This is a genomic window from Robertmurraya siralis (assembly GCF_005502275.1).
Taxonomy (GTDB): Bacteria; Bacillota; Bacilli; order Bacillales; family Cytobacillaceae; genus Robertmurraya; species Robertmurraya siralis.
This window is the reverse complement of record NZ_SWLZ01000006.1, coordinates 212896-229034: the sequence shown is the minus strand read 5'-3', so window position 1 is coordinate 229034 and position 16139 is coordinate 212896. Positions and strand designations below refer to the sequence as shown.

Sequence of the window (16139 nt, the reverse complement as noted above, 5' to 3'; positions counted from 1 at the left end):
ACTATATCATGAATTCGAGAGTGACTGTTTTTCTAAAACTGTCTACTATATAGGGACAATAACAGTATAAAGACCGAAATATTTCGATTTAGACCGATAAAATGAAATAAAGACCGAAATACTTTTTTAAAGACCGATATCCAGAAAAGAGCTTCATTTAGTATTAGTGATGTCATCAAAACAAAAAAAGACCGGGCGTTTTGCCCGGTTTTCATATCCAATCAGCGCTGAAATTTAGTTGTTATAAGCGCCAAAGCTTAATAAATTGGTAAAGATTCGATATCCTCCTGGGACTTGGGCATCAATTTGCCGATAGAAAACAAGGCTCGTATAAAGGTAGGTCCCTTTACCATAATTCGCCATGAGAATTCCGCTTGTAAAGGGCTCTTCATTCGGATCAGCCATCGAAACAAAGGTTTCGTAACGGTCATCCCATGCCATTGGGAAGTAGAGACCTCTTTCTTGAACCCAGTTATCCCAGTCATTGCTTGTAATTTTATTAGGAAAATTAAATAATGGGTGTTCTGGTTGCGTCATTGTTACTTCAGCATTTTCGTCGGTAACTCGCCAACGAATTGATGGGCTTCCGATTGTTAATGGGTATGGAGGTGTCAAAACGGAATTCCAAGGGTCGCCAGAAGTCATGTATTGGACGACTAAATGACCGCCATTTTCTACGTATTCCAGTAATCGCTCGTTATGTTGTAAAAAGTCTTCTCTAGCGAGAGTTACCCGAATTCCAGTAACAATTGTATCGTATTGACTAAGATCACTAGTAGCTAAATCATCGGAAGTTAGTTTGGTAATATCAAATCCGGCATTTATTAGTGAGTCGGCGATAGTATCAAACCCGCTTTCAATATAACCAATTTTTAGATGGTCTGGCTTTAACAGTTCGAATGCCACGCCATTGATTGCTGCTGGATAGAGGAAGTACGAGTCTTTAATATGCTCATATTTAATCTCCTGAACAGTTGCATTGTAGATTTTTCCCTCTGCAACAGCAATTGTTTCAATTGTAAAACTTCCCTCATCTACGTTTGAAGGAGGTATTAATGTAAAGGCAACATCCTTTTCCTCAAATCGTTCTGTTAGGGAGACATTTGCTACTGCAGGCTGACTTGCCCAACCATCTGGCAGATTTAATGAAACCTTTGCACTCTTCTTTTCTTTTGCATAGTTTTTGACTTTTACATTTACAGGTATTTTATCTTGTACGTCTGCTGTGTTCACGGTTATATTGGCAGGTGTGGCAGTTACACTTAAATCAGGAAGAACACTGACTGTATTATTCAAATCAAGACTTTTACTTGTTTCGACCCCGTTTTCTTTAAATGAAATTTGAGCCTGTAGCATGGCTTCGTCGTAGGGGTGGAAATATTCGGCTTTCTTAGGAACGGTCACATTATAAGTAACTGTTTTTGACTCCCCAGGCTTCAGATGTTTGAGTTCTGAAGGTTTTTCATGTCGCCAATTCTTAGGGGTAATCAGAGCTGTTTTGATATGTTGAATCTTTGTTTTTCCTTTATTTGAAACAGTTACTTGTACTTTTGTTTTTTCTCCTTGTGTTAACACATATGAATCGATCCCAATATCTACTGAGAGGTTGGAAGAAATAAAGCTTAATTCTTGAAGTTGCTCAGCTTTCACTTCAAGTTTATGGATTAAATCATTTTTAACACTGCTATTCAAGGTGCTTGATTTAATAAGAGATATTATTTTTTTAACTTCTTTTAAAGCATTTTGAGATTTCGGTAAAATTGCTTCGCGTTTAGGGTATAGGCTGATCATCTCCTCCAGTTTATCCTGCAATGCATTGAGGCGCTTTTGAACGTTATTTGCAGGAATTATTTGTGCCCATTCGTGGAAATCGTATGGAATTCCTGCAAAAATTTCTTTGGAAGAGGATTGTACGGCCGACTTGACTAAATCTAAATGCGCCTGTCTTGGAGCGACTGGAATATCATTGCCCATTCCTTGGCTCTTGTGTAAATAGCGTGAAGCTTCACCGAGCTGAGGGTAGCTCATCCCATAAATAGGGTCGTAGTCTCCAATTTCGATCGAAGTGGTGGCAGAATCGGCTGATGACGCAGGCAGGTAAAGTTTCTTGATTTGCCAAGGATGTAATCCCTCTTTAAAGTGCTCAGGAAAAACTTCTGGATCTGCAGCATCTTCAAAAGCTTTTTGTGATAAAACAGTTATGGCTCTATGGTGTCCGTGTTGACTGTCGACATTTAGGAAAGAAGGCATAACAATGTCCGGTTGGTAAATTCTAATAAATTTGATTAAACGCTCATAGGTTAGTTCTTCACCCCATTTTTCGAGTGTTTCATCGGGTGATTTAGAAAAGCCAAAATCGTAGATAGGATCTGATGTTGTTTCACTTAGATGGTAGGCTTTAACTCCATTAACTTTAGCAGCTTCAATCATCTCGTTGGAGCGAATGATCCCGAGGGCATTTCCTAGCTCATTCCCGATGGCATTTTGACCACCTTCTCCTCTGTTGGCAATGAGGCTAGCTGTTTTGACTCCTAAGCCTCGTGATAAATAGGCAAGCAGATCGCTGCGCTCATCATCTGGATGCGCTCCTGTATTTAAGAATGAAACTGTTGTATCAAGCGGTTTGACAGCATTCCACAGTTCAACATCAGGCTCATTTTTAGTTTGTGCAAAACTAATCGGAGGCAAAAGAGAGGCAAAAAACAGAATGGTCACAATTAAATAACTAAGTTTTTTCAATGAGAGAAACCCCTTTCATAATTAGGATAAGTATTCTTCAATACTCCTTTCTTTATTATTTTAGTTAGTAAAATTAACTAACTAATAAGAATAAATTATACTCTCAAGTCATATTATATAATTATTCAGAATATTGTAAACATCACTAAATGACTATTTGACACAAAAAGTAGGTAGATAGAACAAGGGCTAAATTCATGGTTACTTTAATTTCTGATTCAAAATAATCTAAATTTTTTAAATTAAATATTGTAAACACTTTCATTTTATTATATAAATTAATTAGGCTAACTAACTAACAAATGTAGGGCTGTGATATCTGTGATTAGAAAATCTCCAAATGAACAATCAAAACTTTTTAACAAAAAACTTGTTTTGCAATGTATAAGAACCTATCAACCTATTTCTAGAGCTGAAATAGCAGGAAAGCTAAATTTTAGCAAACCGACAGTTTCCATTCTTGTGGATGAATTAGTTCAAGAGAACTGGATACATGAAAGAGGGATAGGAGAGTCCTCTTCACAAGGTGGAAGAAGACCGATACAGCTTTATTTTAATGAAAAAGCCGCGTATGTAGTTGGAGTAGATATTGGCGGTACGAAAGTAAAAGCAGCTATCTCCGATTTGACTGGGAATATTATCTGTTCAAGGACATTCAGTACAAAGAAGCATCTAAAGCAATTAATGAGAATGCTTTATACGGAAGTTTTTGACATGCTCCAGCAAAGCCAAATAGCAGAAGAGTTGGTGCTAGGAATGGGAGTTGGCGTACCGGGGATAGTTGAAACGGAAACTGGGGTAGTGCTTGAGGCACCAAGTTTAAACTGGATTCGTTATCCGTTTTTGACAGAGTCTGAGAGATATTTTTCCTTCCCAGTCTATGTTGATAACGACGTTAACGTTGCCGTTCTTGGAGAACAATGGTTGGGAAGTGCTCAGAAAAAGGAGAACATTCTGTTCATCGCTGTCGGAACTGGAATAGGTAGTGGCATTATCATTCATAACCAACTGTACCGAGGGGCGTCTTATGCCGCCGGTGAAATAGGTTATTTAGTAACAGACAAGAATGATATGAAAAAAGAGTTTAAACCAATTTTTCATCGATATGGTTATCTGGAAAGTGTTGCAGGTGGAAAAGCCATCGGTGAGAAATTAACAATGGCAATCAGGGAAGAGCGCAACCACCCTTTATATAAAGAGGCGATTGCTTCTGAGTTGACAGGTAAACAAGCTTTTCTGTTAGCTTCGGATGGAGACAAGGTAGCATTAAAAATTGTTGAGAATGCAATAGAACATTTAGCTTATGGAATTATTAATGCCGCATCTCTTTTAAATCCTGAGGTTGTAATTTTAGATGGGGGAGTAATGAAATCGGCTGACTTCATTCTTCCAAGATTGCAAAAAATTGTGCAGCCATACTTACCTAGTTCAGTGGGAATACATCAATCAGAGCTTGGCGAAAATGCAGGAGTATTAGGAGCAATCTCTCTGTTTTTAAGAGAATATGACAGTATTTTAAATGCACCTAACTTGTGACATCCGTGTCTCCTATTTATTCCTTGTTAAACAAAAATTTTGGGCTCATCTTATATGAAATCTTGGTTTCACGTCCTTTTTTAGAACTGAAGGGTACTCTGATTCCACGACTCGTTTTCTCCTTTCGTTTCATGATTCAGACGGAAATGGGCCCAAAAACAACACTGACATCTAACAAAGCTATGTATAAAAATGGTTCTTAGTAGATTATTGATCTACTTCAAGAATAAATAAAGAAGCTAGGGGGATTCAAATGTTTAAAAAGAAGAGTTTTTTAGTTCTTTTACTGGGGTTGATGATGTTGTTTGTTTCTGCATGTTCAAGCGGTTCTTCAGGTGAAGAATCTCCATCGAATAATCAAGGTGGGGATGCAGAAGAATCTGCGAGTGGAAATCTTGTTATTTATACAGCGCGGGATCAGACGATCGTTGATCAAGTTGTTGAGATGTTTAATGCGAAATACCCTGATGTAAGAGTTGACGTCTTAACGATGGGAGCACAGGAGATTCTTGAGCGTGTACGTGGTGAAAAGGCAAATCCACAGGCTGACTTTTGGTGGGGTGGTACTCAATCTGCCTTTATGACTGCAGCAAACGAAGATTTATTAGAACCATTTAAGCCAAGCTTCGATGCTAGTATTCTAGCAGAACATAAGGATGCAGAAGGCCGTTGGTATGGCGAGATGCTTCTACCGGAAGTTATCATGTACAACTCAGATATGCTTTCCAAAGAGGAAGCTCCACAGGATTGGGATGATTTATTAGATCCAAAGTGGGATGACCAGCTCATCATTCGTGGTGTATTAGCGTCCGGAACGATGAGAACCATTTACTCAGCGATGATTCATGAGCAAGGTGCTGATAATCCTGAAGCAGGTTATGAATGGCTTAAAAAATTAGATGCCAACACGAAGGAGTATGCACAAGATCCAACAAATTTATATTTGAAGCTTGCTCGTCAAGAAGGCTCAATTTCTCTTTGGAATCTTCAAGATATCCTTATTCAAAAGAATCAGCATAATCAGCCGTTTGATTACATCTATCCTCAAAGTGGTGCACCTATTTTAGTTGATGCAGTTGGTCTAGTCAAAGATGCAAAAAATCTTGAAAATGCAAAGTTATTTTATGAGTTCTTGTTTGAGCCAGAAACACGAACAACGTTAGCAGAGGATTTATATCAAATTCCAACTCGTACTGATATTGATAAATCTGCAATGCCTGATTGGTATCAAGAACTTGAGTTGAAATCTTTAGAGCTTGACTGGGAAGTTATGTCCGAAAAAGAGGCAGAATGGATGCAATATTGGGATGAAAATATAAAAGGTAAGAACTAAGCGAACTGTGGTTCCTTTTAAAAAGGGTGAAGAAATTTCCTTTGCCCTTTTTATGAATTTTACTGATTTTAATCAAGCGATCGCTGCAAGATTAATGACAAAAAATTTTTTCCTTGAAGAAAACATTTTTACAACGATTGCACACAAGATGTTCTAGTAAAAATTGTGTTCTTTCGATCGTTCCTGAAGGTGCTTGCTCTTTCTAAATTACAGCGAGGTGTTCGTATTGAAAAATGTAAGACTAGAAACTGTTAGTAAAATGTTTGGTTCAGCTGTTGGCGTTGAGAATGTAGATATAGATGTTAAACCTGGAGAGTTTTTTACCTTTTTAGGACCATCAGGATGTGGAAAAACAACTACATTACGGATGATTGCTGGTTTTTATTTTCCGACAAAAGGAAAAATTTATTTTGATAATCGTGATGTAACAACTCTTCAGCCAAATAAACGAAATATTGGGATGGTCTTTCAAAATTATGCACTTTTTCCACATATGACTGTTTTTGAAAATATTGCATTTGGTCTTGAAGTACGCAAAATGTCCAAAGCAGTAATCAAGGAGAAAGTGGAACGAGCACAAAAACTGGTTCATCTAGAAAAATACGGTGCACGTAAAATAAATGAGCTATCAGGTGGGCAACAACAACGTGTTGCGTTAGCTCGTGCTCTTGTAATCGAGCCAGATATTCTTTTGCTTGATGAACCACTTTCCAATTTAGATGCAAAATTGCGCGAGGAAACGAGAGTTGAGATTAAGAGACTTCAGGTTGAGTTAGGGGTAACGACGATCTATGTTACCCATGATCAAACTGAAGCAATGACCATGTCCGATCGGATTATGGTTATGAAAGAAGGTGTTGTTCAACAAATTGGAACTCCGCAAGAGATCTATAATAAACCAACCAATCATTTTGTTGCTTCTTTCATTGGAGAATCAAATGTACTGAATGGAGAAGTGGTTGAAATTATTGAAAACTCGGTGAAAGTAAAGCTCGAAGATCATATTTTTGTTCAAGGTTCTATCGATCAGTCAGCAAATGGAAAAAATCTTACAATTGGAGAGAAGATAAAATGTTCAATTCGTCCGGAGGCAGTGTTTGAAGGTCCAGGAGTGAATGAATTACACGGCACGATTCAATTGGTTGAATTTACTGGAGTAAGTATTAATTATGTTGTTAAAGTCGGCTCCAATATCATGAAAGTAATGATTATTAATAAAGGTAACCGAATTCTTAATAGAGGTGATTCGATTACTCTCCATGTTCCGGTAAACGGAATTTACTTGATTGGTGAATAGGAGGTGAAAAAATGAGTGGAAATCAGGATGTAGTTATGAAAGAAAATTGGTGGAGTCGGTTAACCCGATCCAAATATTTTGTTTATGTTTTAATTTCACCTATTTTTTTGGTGCTTTTAGCATATGTAATTTATCCTTTTTATCAGACTTTTCTCCAAAGTGTTATGACTGAGGAAGGTGCGACTTTCGAAAATTACCAACGCTTTTTTGGCTTAACTAGTACTGCCAATCTTGAAGCGCTTTGGACAAGTATATATATTTCGGTCATTAGTGTTATTACCTGTGCCATTGTTGGGGTAACGATGGCCTTTTTAATGGAACGTTATGAGTTCCCCGGCAGAAGGATTTTATCAGTTTTAATTTTAGTGCCGATGGCATTGCCGCCACTGGTGGGTGTTTTATCTTTCACCTTTTTATATGGAGAAAGTGGTATTATTCCAAGGTTTTTTCAAGCATTGTTTAATCTTGATAGTGTGCCATTTGCTTTAAAAGGTGTTGTAGGAGTGATCGTTGTTCATACGTTCACCATGTATACGTATTTTTATTTAACTGCAGCAGCAGCGATTAAAGGATTGGATCCCTCCTTAGAAGAAGCAGCAACAAGCTTAGGCTCAGGGAGAATTCGCATTTGGCTTAAAGTAATTTTACCAATGTTGACGCCATCACTTGTGGCTTCTTCCTTACTTGTCTTTATGATATCCATGGCTTCGTACACTGCACCATTAATGTTTGGTGTTGATAGAACAATGACGATGCAAATTTACTTGTCGAGGACGAATGGAAATCTTGATATGGCAGCTACTCAATCTACCATTCTTTCGATTGTTTCGATTTCCTTTTTGATTCTGATGAGATGGTATCAGGGCAGACGTAATTTTCAGAATCAGAGTAAGGGCATCGGCGTTCATCGAACCGAATTGCGTTCACAGTTGGCAAAATACTTATCGATGGCTTTTTCTTTTATCGGTGTCATTATCTTAATGCTTCCAATTCTAGTGCTTGTGTTGATCTCTTTTTCAGTTGATGGAGAATGGACTGTTCAAATTATCCCGACAAGCTATACATTGCAGCATTATATTGATCTATTTACAGATGAGCGCACCTGGCGTCCGATATGGAATAGTCTGCAGATGAGCTTTGTCGCAACGGCAGGCAATATTCTTTTCGGTGTTGCCGCAGCATATGCACTTGTACGAATGAGATTTAAAGGGAAAGTGTTTCTTGATATTTTAATTATGGTTCCATGGGCCCTTCCGGGTACTGTTGTTGCTGTTAATTTAATCGCTGCTTTCAGTGAACCTAATGTTTTTAGCTTTAACCAAGTTTTAATTGGGACATTTTGGATTTTGCCATTAGCATACTTTGTCCGGCACCTGCCGTTAATATTCCGCTCCACGTCTGCTGCATTAATGCAAATGGACGAATCAGTCGAAGAAGCAGCTCGCAGCTTAGGAGCAAATTGGTGGTACACCTTTAGGCGGGTTGTCATGCCAATGGCTTTTTCTGGAATTCTAGCAGGAACATTGCTCGCTCTTGTTCAGGGAATTGGTGAATTTGTTGCTTCTATCTTAATTTACAGTACCTCTACCATGCCATTATCAGTTGCCATATTCCAGAAAATGTACGCATTTCAATTTGGAACTGCATGTGCATACGGGGTACTACAAATTGTGTTAATCATTCTCGTTCTCTTTATCTCACAAAAGTTAACCGACGGAAAAGCAGGAGCTGCCATATAAAAAGGAGAGAAGTTTATGAAAGCAAGTGATATTCACGGAAGAGATCTTTATCGGCTTGAGCAGGCACCTTTTGCTGTTGTCCCATTGGGTAGCTTTGAATACCATGGCCCTCATTCTCCATTAGGGACTGATATTGTATTAGCAGAAGGGTTTGCAGATTTGATTGATCCTAGCTTAGGTGGAGCCATTTATCCAACAGTACCTTACACGGCGTGTCCTGGAAAAACGAATAAGTACAAAGGGACGTTGACGATTCGTCCCAGTGTCATGCAGGAGTATTTAATAGATATTGTTGTTGGAATCCTTGAGCAGGGAATTAAGAAAGTTATTCTGTTAAATGCCCATGATGGCAATATGGGCTTATCGCGAACGGTAGCAGAGTATGTGACTGGGCAACATACTGATGCAAGTATATTATTGGTGAATTGGTGGCAGATGGTGGCCGTTGATGATGCGAAAGAAATAGGATTTGAGGGAACAAAAGGACGGGGACATGGCGGTCCTTTTGAAATGTCAGCAGTTAAAGCCTTTCGTCCAGATTTAGTGGAAGTGGAGCAAGGGGACGAGGAGTTTAAGGAACAAACTCCGCTTTCGGATCATCCCTATATTTTAGTTGAGGGAACCCCTGTTTCATGGGATGGTTATACTGGTTTAATTCAACAAATAAGTGAAGACAAGGGAAGAAAAATTGTCCATAAAGCTAGCACTAATTTAAACGAGTTAATTAAAAATTGGCTTTACTAATAGTAGACAAGAAGGGATTGACTATAATGAAATCAGTGCTAAGGGAACAGGTCATCAATAAGGAAGGAGCAGTCTTTCCTTCAAAAACGTATATGTCAATGGTACTTGAACCAGCTTATGATGAGGCGAAGACACAATTTATTGACTCTATGTTAGAAATTCACTATGCACATTTAATTATGTTAGTTGAGCAAGGAATTATTGAAGATGCCGAAGCGAAGAAGATTGCGAAAGCTGTACAGAAGCTAGATGTTGAAACGATAAAGTTGAGCAGTTACACGGGAGAATTTGAAGATTTATTTTTTGAAGTAGAGCATTCTTTAATTGAAGAAGCAGGAGATATTGCGGGTAATCTCCATATTGCTAGAAGTCGAAATGACATGGGAATCGCGATTTATAGAATGACGTTACGAACAAAATTACTAGTTTTAATTGAAAAGGCGATAAAACTGCGTGAAGCACTTATTGAATTAACGGCGGAGCATAAGGAAACGGTAATGATTGGCTATACCCATACACAGCAAGCGCAGCCAACCACGTTAAGTCACTATTTAAATGCCATGACAGATGTACTGACACGAGATATTCAGCGAATGCAGGCAGCTTTTAGGACAGTTAATCGCAGCAGTATGGGGGCGGCCGCACTTACAACATCAGGCTTTGCCATTAATCGGGAACGGATGAAGGAGCTGTTAGGGTTCGAAGAGGTGATTGATAATGCATGGGATGCAGTAGCTGGAGCCGATTATATTGCTGAAACTGCAACATCGGTTCAACTATCAGCATTGAATTTAGGAAGGTCGATGCAGGATTTTCTACTATGGGGAACGCAAGAGTACGGTGCTTTTCTCCTTTCTGCTCCATATGTGCAAATTAGCTCTATTATGCCACAAAAAAGAAACCCTGTTTCGATGGAACATATGAGAGCATTGTTATCAAGCGTGGCGGGAGATTGCCAAACAGTCTTGTTAATGGTTCATAATACTCCATTTGGCGATATTGTAGATACGGAAGACGATATGCAGCCCTATATTTGGAAAGCTGTTGAGAAATTGGGCGGCATTTATGAATTGTTGACCTCTGTATTATTGACAATGGAAGTAAACAAGGAAGTTCTTTTAAAGAGGGCGCAAGAGAGCTTTGCAAATGTAACAGAGTTAGCTGACACGATTGTTAGAAAAGACGGTTTGTCTTTCAGGCAGGCGCATCATGTTGTTAGTTCCACTGTTAAAGAATTGATGAGAAGTGGTCAAATTACATTACATTCTTTAACGTTGGAGCTGTTAAACAAGCAATTTATGAAAATAGTAGGCAAACAATCCAGCTTATCGGAGGAAGAATTAAAACAATGTTTAAGCCCTGAGTATTTTGTACAAATACGCAGTTTAGAAGGTGGACCAAGTCCAACGAGGATGGAAAAAACGATTGAAGTGAGACAAAAGGAACAAAGTGATTTAATTTTTTGGTTGAATGAAAGAAAAGATAATTTGTCGAAAGCGGCTTTAAACGTCAAAACCATTACCTCAAAGTGGACGGATTCGCAAAATTAAGTAGATGCAGCTTATAGCTAAAGAGGGTAACCGACGGTTACTCTCTTTTTATATTTGACAATTTCCTTGGATTCTCCTGTTTATTAGCTAATCGTACTATCTGGAAAGAGCTTAATGAAGACTCGAAAAACAGATGGGAAGATAATGCCGAGTATTGGGATGATTATATGGCGAAGAAAGTAATCGATGTGATTAGACCTTCCACGGAAAAATTGTTGGGCGTTGAACAAGGTCACGATATTTTAGATATAGCCTATGGAACTGGAAGTTTTCAAGAAGAATAGCCAAATTGGGAGCTATTAAAAGACGATGGGCATTTTATTTTGTCAATTACACCAACCTCAGAGGTGCGGAAAATTAATAAATTAGAAGGCATTAACGTATATTTTCATAAACAGCCGGAAAATCCACTTTTTATCAGCTTAGTTATCACTTCTGCCATTTCTTTCGGTGGTTTATCCATTCCGTTATTGAGCCATTTTCTGATGACATCGATGCTCCCGCTTATGATAAAGGTACTTATATAAACAGAAAGCTTGGGGTCAAGCGTATGTACTGCTTTCCAATTTTGCATGAAGGCTTGGTGAGCAAAAGTGATCACTTTTTTCTGGAAGTTGGTGTCCGTATTTTCGTCTAGAAGTACTTGGCAAACTTCTTGCTTAGAGGTGAAGTATTCTAGCAATCTCTCTATCAATTGAAGATCGCCCTCGTCTTTATCATAGGTGCATTGGTTAAGGTAACCAGCCATATCTTGAATAATTTCTTCCTCAATTTTATCGAGGAGATCGAAATGATCGAGGTAATGGGCATAAAAAGTTGAGCGATTAATATCAGCAAGCTCACAAATTTCTTTTACGGTAATGGAAGAAATTGATTTTTCTTTTAATAACTTGATCAAACTTTGCTTTAAGGCCATGCGTGTATACTTTTTGCGTCGATCTAATTTGGAATTCATGAGTGAACTCTCCTTGAATTTTTGATTTTCCCAACACAATTATTAAATGTGTTGGAAAAATTACAGATGTTGTTAAACTGATTATTGAATAGGCAACACCCTGTTTCTATAATGATATGGTGAATATAAAAAAATGGCAAGAGAGGTGAGGGATGATAAACATTGCAGCACGAGTTATTAAACATAAAAAATCCGTTGCGATTACTTTTATGATCCTGACCATAATATCTACCTTTGCACTTTTTACAGTATCGGTTAATTACGATATGAAGGATTATTTGCCAAAGGATGCTGGCTCAACAATCGCGTTGGACATTATGGAGCAGGAATTCGAGGGTGGTGTTCCATCCAATCGGGTCATGGTGAAAGACGTAACGCTCCAAGAAGCGCTTACTTTTAAAAAACAGCTGTCTGCAATTGATGGTGTCTCTGATGTGACTTGGTTGGATGATGCGGTTGATATTAAATCACCGCTCGAAATGGCTGAGCCTAAAACAGTGGAAACATATTATAAAAATGATACAGCGATATATTTATTCAGTATCCGTCCAGGTGATGAAGTCCAGGTGACGCAAGCCATTTACGACCTTATCGGGGAAGAAAATGCTCTTGCCGGTGAATCGGTGAATACTGCAACCCAACAAACGATGGCAGGAAAAGAATCGATGTTTGCAGCCATGTTATTAGTTCCAATTATCATTATCATTTTGGTTGTATCGACCACTTCATGGATAGAGCCACTGTTTTTCTTAACGGCAATCGGTATATCAGTCTTAATTAATATGGGAACCAACTTTTTTCTTGGGGAAGTTTCTTTCGTTACCCAGTCAGTGGCCCCCATTTTACAATTAGCTGTTTCACTGGATTATGCGATTTTCCTACTTCATAGTTTTTCAGATTATCGGAAAAAAGTTGCCGATCCGGACGAAGCGATGGAGCTTGCGATGAAAAAATCCTTTTCTGCCATTGCTGCCAGTGCGGCCACTACCTTTTTTGGGTTTATAGCACTGTCCTTTATGGAATTCGAAATCGGCTCAGACTTAGGAATTAATTTAGTCAAAGGAATTCTTTTAAGCTTCATAAGTGTTATGGTATTTTTACCAGCGCTTACGCTTCTTTTTTATAAATGGATTGATAAAACACAGCACAAACCTTTACTCCCTAGCTTTAAAAAAATGGGAAATGGGGTTGTTAAAGTTAGGCTAGTAAGTTTTATTTTTGTTCTTTTATTGATTGTCCCAGCCTTCTTAGCACAAAGTAAAACAGATTTTACATACGGCATTGGAGAGCAACCGAAGACAACCAGGACGGGTGCCGATATTGTGAAAATTAAAGAAGAGTTTGGCGAGAGTACGCCGATTGTTTTACTCGTTCCAAAAGGGGACGTTGTCAAAGAAGAAGAGCTTGTACATGATTTAGAGGAACTCAAGCATGTAACAAGTGTTCTTGCTTATGTCAACACAGTCAGTGCGGCGATTCCTCCTGAGTACTTAGATCCAGCTATTACGGAACAATTTTATTCCGAGAATTATAGTCGAATCATCTTGCAAACCGAAACAAAAAATGAAGGAAAAGAAGCGTTTCAGCTAATTGAAAAAGTACAACAGGCAGCCGATGAGCATTATGAAGAAGATGTCTATCTTGTTGGGGAAAGCGTGACCTTGTATGACATCAAAACGACAGTCGAAAAGGACAATAAGTTAGTTAATCTATTAACGATTGGAACTGTTGCTTTGGTTTTATTTGTCACATTCCGTTCAATTTCGATTCCAGTAATATTGCTTCTCACGATTCAGACATCTGTATGGATTAATTTATCGGTTCCATATTTTACAGATTCACCACTTCAGTATGTGGGATATTTACTTATTAGTATTATTCAGTTAGCAGCAACGATTGATTATGCCATTTTGTTAACAGATGCGTATAGAGATTATCGAAAGGAAATGAACGTCTTTCAAGCGGTCAGAAAAACAATTGATGATAAAATATTCTCGATTGGAGTTTCCGCTTCGATTTTATCAAGTGTAGGCTTCATTTTATGGATTACGTCGACTAATCCAATTGTTGCTTCCATTGGGCTATTGTTAGGTCGAGGAGCATTGCTTGCGTTTATTTTAGTTGTATTTTTCTTACCTGCGATGCTGGTGCTTTTTGACAAATTGATTATAAAAACCACTTGGAAAGCAAATTTTCATAAGGAGCAATGATGATGAGGAAAATAAAGAAAATTTTATTTGTCTTTGTAGCGCTTCTTTTATTGCTTCCTTCATTTCTTGTAACGGCTGCTGCAAATTCAAGTAAGTCGGAAGACGATGTTTCTTCAAGGGAGGGCACTGTCTCTTCAAAGGATGAAGTTGTTTATGCAAAGCTAAGTGCTACGGGTGAAAGACAAGAGATTTATGTCGTCAATATTTTGGATGTAGAACAGGCGGGGAAAGTAGTTGATTTTGGGCGTTATTCTCATTTGAAAAATTTAACGGATTTAGCCGAGCTCGAACAGCAAAATGGTGCAGTTGAATTTGTTGCCCCTAAGGGAAAATTTTACTATCAAGGAAATATTGATGAACAATCCTTACCATGGAATGTTTCCGTGTCTTATCTGTTAGATGGAAAAATGATTTCCCCTGATGAGCTTGCCGGAAAAGACGGGCATGTTCAAATCAGGGTTCAGACAAATGCCAATGAGGAAGTAGACCCTATATTTTTCCAAAACTATTTATTGCAGGTTTCACTTTCTTTAGATTTAGAGATGTATCGAAATATTGTGGCACAAGATGGGATGATTGCAAATGCGGGAAAAAACAAGCAAATCACCTTTACAGTGATGCCTGAAAAAGAAGGGGACTTCCTCGTTGAAGCTGATGTTCAAGGCTTTGAACTAGAAGGCATCGATATATCAGCAGTTCCATCATCAATGGCCATTGATTCCCCAGATATCGATGAAATGGTCGGTGACATGGAATCCCTAACAGATGCAATTGAAGAGCTCCATAATGGAGTTGGAGAACTTGATACAGGTGTCTCACAAATAAATTCAGGAGTGAAAGAGCTCCGTACGGGTTCTGAACAATATCAAGATGGAATGAAGGCAGTCGCCGCTTCATCCTCTTCATTAATTGATGCGTCAAAGCAAATTAATGAAGCTCTTGTAATGTTGAATCGATCGTTAAGCAGTAATTCAGAAGAGATGGACCTTGGGGAATTGAAAAAGCTTCAAGATGGACTGCACCAAATAGCGGGAAGATTAAAAAAAACGTCAACAGGTTTAGCTACGCTAAAGAAAAATTACGCTATTTCATACCAAACTTTAGATGGTGCGATGAATGCTATTCCAGCACAAGAAATTTCCGAAGCACAAATCCAAGAGCTATATGGTAGCGGTGCTGATCCCGATGTATTAGACCGATTGCTGGATACCTATTCTGCCGCACTTAAAGCAAAAGGCACTTATGCAGCTGTCAAAGCTGCTTTTGATGGGGTGAATTCTACATTAGAACAGGTTAGTGGAGGTCTTCTAGAGATAACGACGCATCTTGAAACAATGGCAAAAGGAATTTCTTCTTCCCTAGAAAATAACGATATGGCAGATTCATTTGTTCTATTACAAAAAGGAATTAGCGATCTTTCAGCGAATTATAAAAAATTCCACTCTGGATTAGTCGGTTATGCAGGTGGGGTAAGTCAATTATCAAGCTCATACGGCATGCTCAATAGTGGTATTGCTGATTTGTCAACTGGGACCGGCGAATTAGAAAGTGGTGTCAGTGGGCTCCACGACGGTACTGGGGATCTAAAAGATGCGACAAGTAATATTCCAGAGCAAATGAAGGAAGAAGTTGAGCAAATGATGGCTGAATACGATAAGTCTGACTTTGAAGCCGTATCTTTCATGTCAGGGGAAAATGAAAACATCAATTCTGTCCAATTTGTTTTAAAAACAGAAAGCATTAAATATGAGGAACCTGAAAAGGTTGAAGAATTGGAGGAAGAACCACAAGGATTCTGGGCTCGTTTGTTAAAACTTTTTAAGTAATCAAATGATATGAGTTTAAATTCGAAGGCACGAATTGAGAAGCCTTCATTCAATATAGTAAAAGAAAGTGGAGATAAAAGATTTCTTTCTCTCCACTTTCTTTTTGAGCTAAGGCGATATAAGGGAGAGCCGCAATTATTCACAAAGCACTGCAACAATAAAAGGTACTCGAATAAAACTGATAATAAACAGCTCATTTGAACGTCAAGT

The 16139-nt window shown here is 38.4% G+C and carries 10 protein-coding genes; 8 read left to right on the top strand and 2 right to left on the bottom strand.

Annotated elements, in window-relative coordinates:
• Positions 1-234 precede the first annotated feature (234 nt).
• Positions 235-2739, bottom strand: a complete 2505-nt coding sequence (locus tag FCJ93_RS10690; protein ID WP_137743663.1) for an NEW3 domain-containing protein — start codon at positions 2737-2739, stop codon at positions 235-237.
• Between the two features lie 321 nt (positions 2740-3060).
• Here FCJ93_RS10690 and FCJ93_RS10685 point away from each other — a divergent pair, with 321 nt between their 5' ends.
• From FCJ93_RS10685 to argH, 6 genes are all read left to right on the top strand, one after another.
• A complete protein-coding gene (locus FCJ93_RS10685) occupies positions 3061-4275 on the top strand; it encodes an ROK family transcriptional regulator (RefSeq protein WP_235879446.1) in 1215 nt (404 codons plus the stop codon).
• A 253-nt stretch (positions 4276-4528) separates the two neighbouring features.
• On the top strand, positions 4529-5608 hold the full coding sequence (locus FCJ93_RS10680) for an extracellular solute-binding protein (protein ID WP_095309443.1): 1080 nt from the start codon (positions 4529-4531) through the stop codon (positions 5606-5608).
• Positions 5609-5834: 226 nt separating this feature from the next.
• Complete coding sequence (locus FCJ93_RS10675; protein WP_137743662.1) at positions 5835-6905, top strand: ABC transporter ATP-binding protein; 1071 nt, start codon at positions 5835-5837, stop codon at positions 6903-6905.
• A gap of 11 nt (positions 6906-6916) precedes the next feature.
• Positions 6917-8644, top strand: coding sequence for an ABC transporter permease (locus FCJ93_RS10670; protein WP_137743661.1), 1728 nt, complete (start codon positions 6917-6919; stop codon positions 8642-8644).
• A 15-nt stretch (positions 8645-8659) separates the two neighbouring features.
• Entirely contained in the window at positions 8660-9388 is a 729-nt protein-coding gene (locus FCJ93_RS10665; protein WP_137743660.1) for a creatininase family protein, read from the top strand.
• Positions 9389-9414: 26 nt separating this feature from the next.
• Positions 9415-10938: an argininosuccinate lyase gene (gene argH, locus FCJ93_RS10660; RefSeq protein WP_137743659.1), complete on the top strand. Its 1524-nt coding sequence runs from the start codon at positions 9415-9417 to the stop codon at positions 10936-10938.
• Positions 10939-11326: 388 nt separating this feature from the next.
• On the opposite strand, the gene FCJ93_RS10655 is transcribed toward argH, so the two are convergent.
• Positions 11327-11893 (bottom strand): TetR/AcrR family transcriptional regulator, encoded by a 567-nt coding sequence (locus FCJ93_RS10655; protein WP_095309454.1) that lies wholly within the window; start codon positions 11891-11893, stop codon positions 11327-11329.
• A gap of 152 nt (positions 11894-12045) precedes the next feature.
• Here FCJ93_RS10655 and FCJ93_RS10650 point away from each other — a divergent pair, with 152 nt between their 5' ends.
• Together FCJ93_RS10650 and FCJ93_RS10645 are read left to right on the top strand one after the other, a co-directional pair.
• Positions 12046-14103, top strand: coding sequence for an efflux RND transporter permease subunit (locus tag FCJ93_RS10650; RefSeq protein ID WP_137743658.1), 2058 nt, complete (start codon positions 12046-12048; stop codon positions 14101-14103).
• A gap of 2 nt (positions 14104-14105) precedes the next feature.
• The gene (locus tag FCJ93_RS10645) at positions 14106-15929 is read left to right on the top strand and encodes a YhgE/Pip domain-containing protein (protein ID WP_137743657.1); all 1824 of its coding nucleotides are present in this window, start codon (positions 14106-14108) and stop codon (positions 15927-15929) included.
• The last annotated feature ends 210 nt before the right edge of the window (positions 15930-16139 follow it).

Bases quoted from the DNA above. Each gene is read 5' to 3' on its own strand.
- FCJ93_RS10680 (WP_095309443.1), top strand. From the start codon at position 4,529: ATGTTTAAAAAGAAGAGTTTTTTAGTTCTTTTACTGGGGTTGATGATG.
- FCJ93_RS10670 (WP_137743661.1), top strand. From the start codon at position 6,917: ATGAGTGGAAATCAGGATGTAGTTATGAAAGAAAATTGGTGGAGTCGG.
- FCJ93_RS10665 (WP_137743660.1), top strand. From the start codon at position 8,660: ATGAAAGCAAGTGATATTCACGGAAGAGATCTTTATCGGCTTGAGCAG.
- argH (WP_137743659.1), top strand. From the start codon at position 9,415: ATGAAATCAGTGCTAAGGGAACAGGTCATCAATAAGGAAGGAGCAGTC.
- FCJ93_RS10655 (WP_095309454.1), bottom strand. From the start codon at position 11,893: ATGAATTCCAAATTAGATCGACGCAAAAAGTATACACGCATGGCCTTA.
- FCJ93_RS10650 (WP_137743658.1), top strand. From the start codon at position 12,046: ATGATAAACATTGCAGCACGAGTTATTAAACATAAAAAATCCGTTGCG.
- FCJ93_RS10645 (WP_137743657.1), top strand. From the start codon at position 14,106: ATGAGGAAAATAAAGAAAATTTTATTTGTCTTTGTAGCGCTTCTTTTA.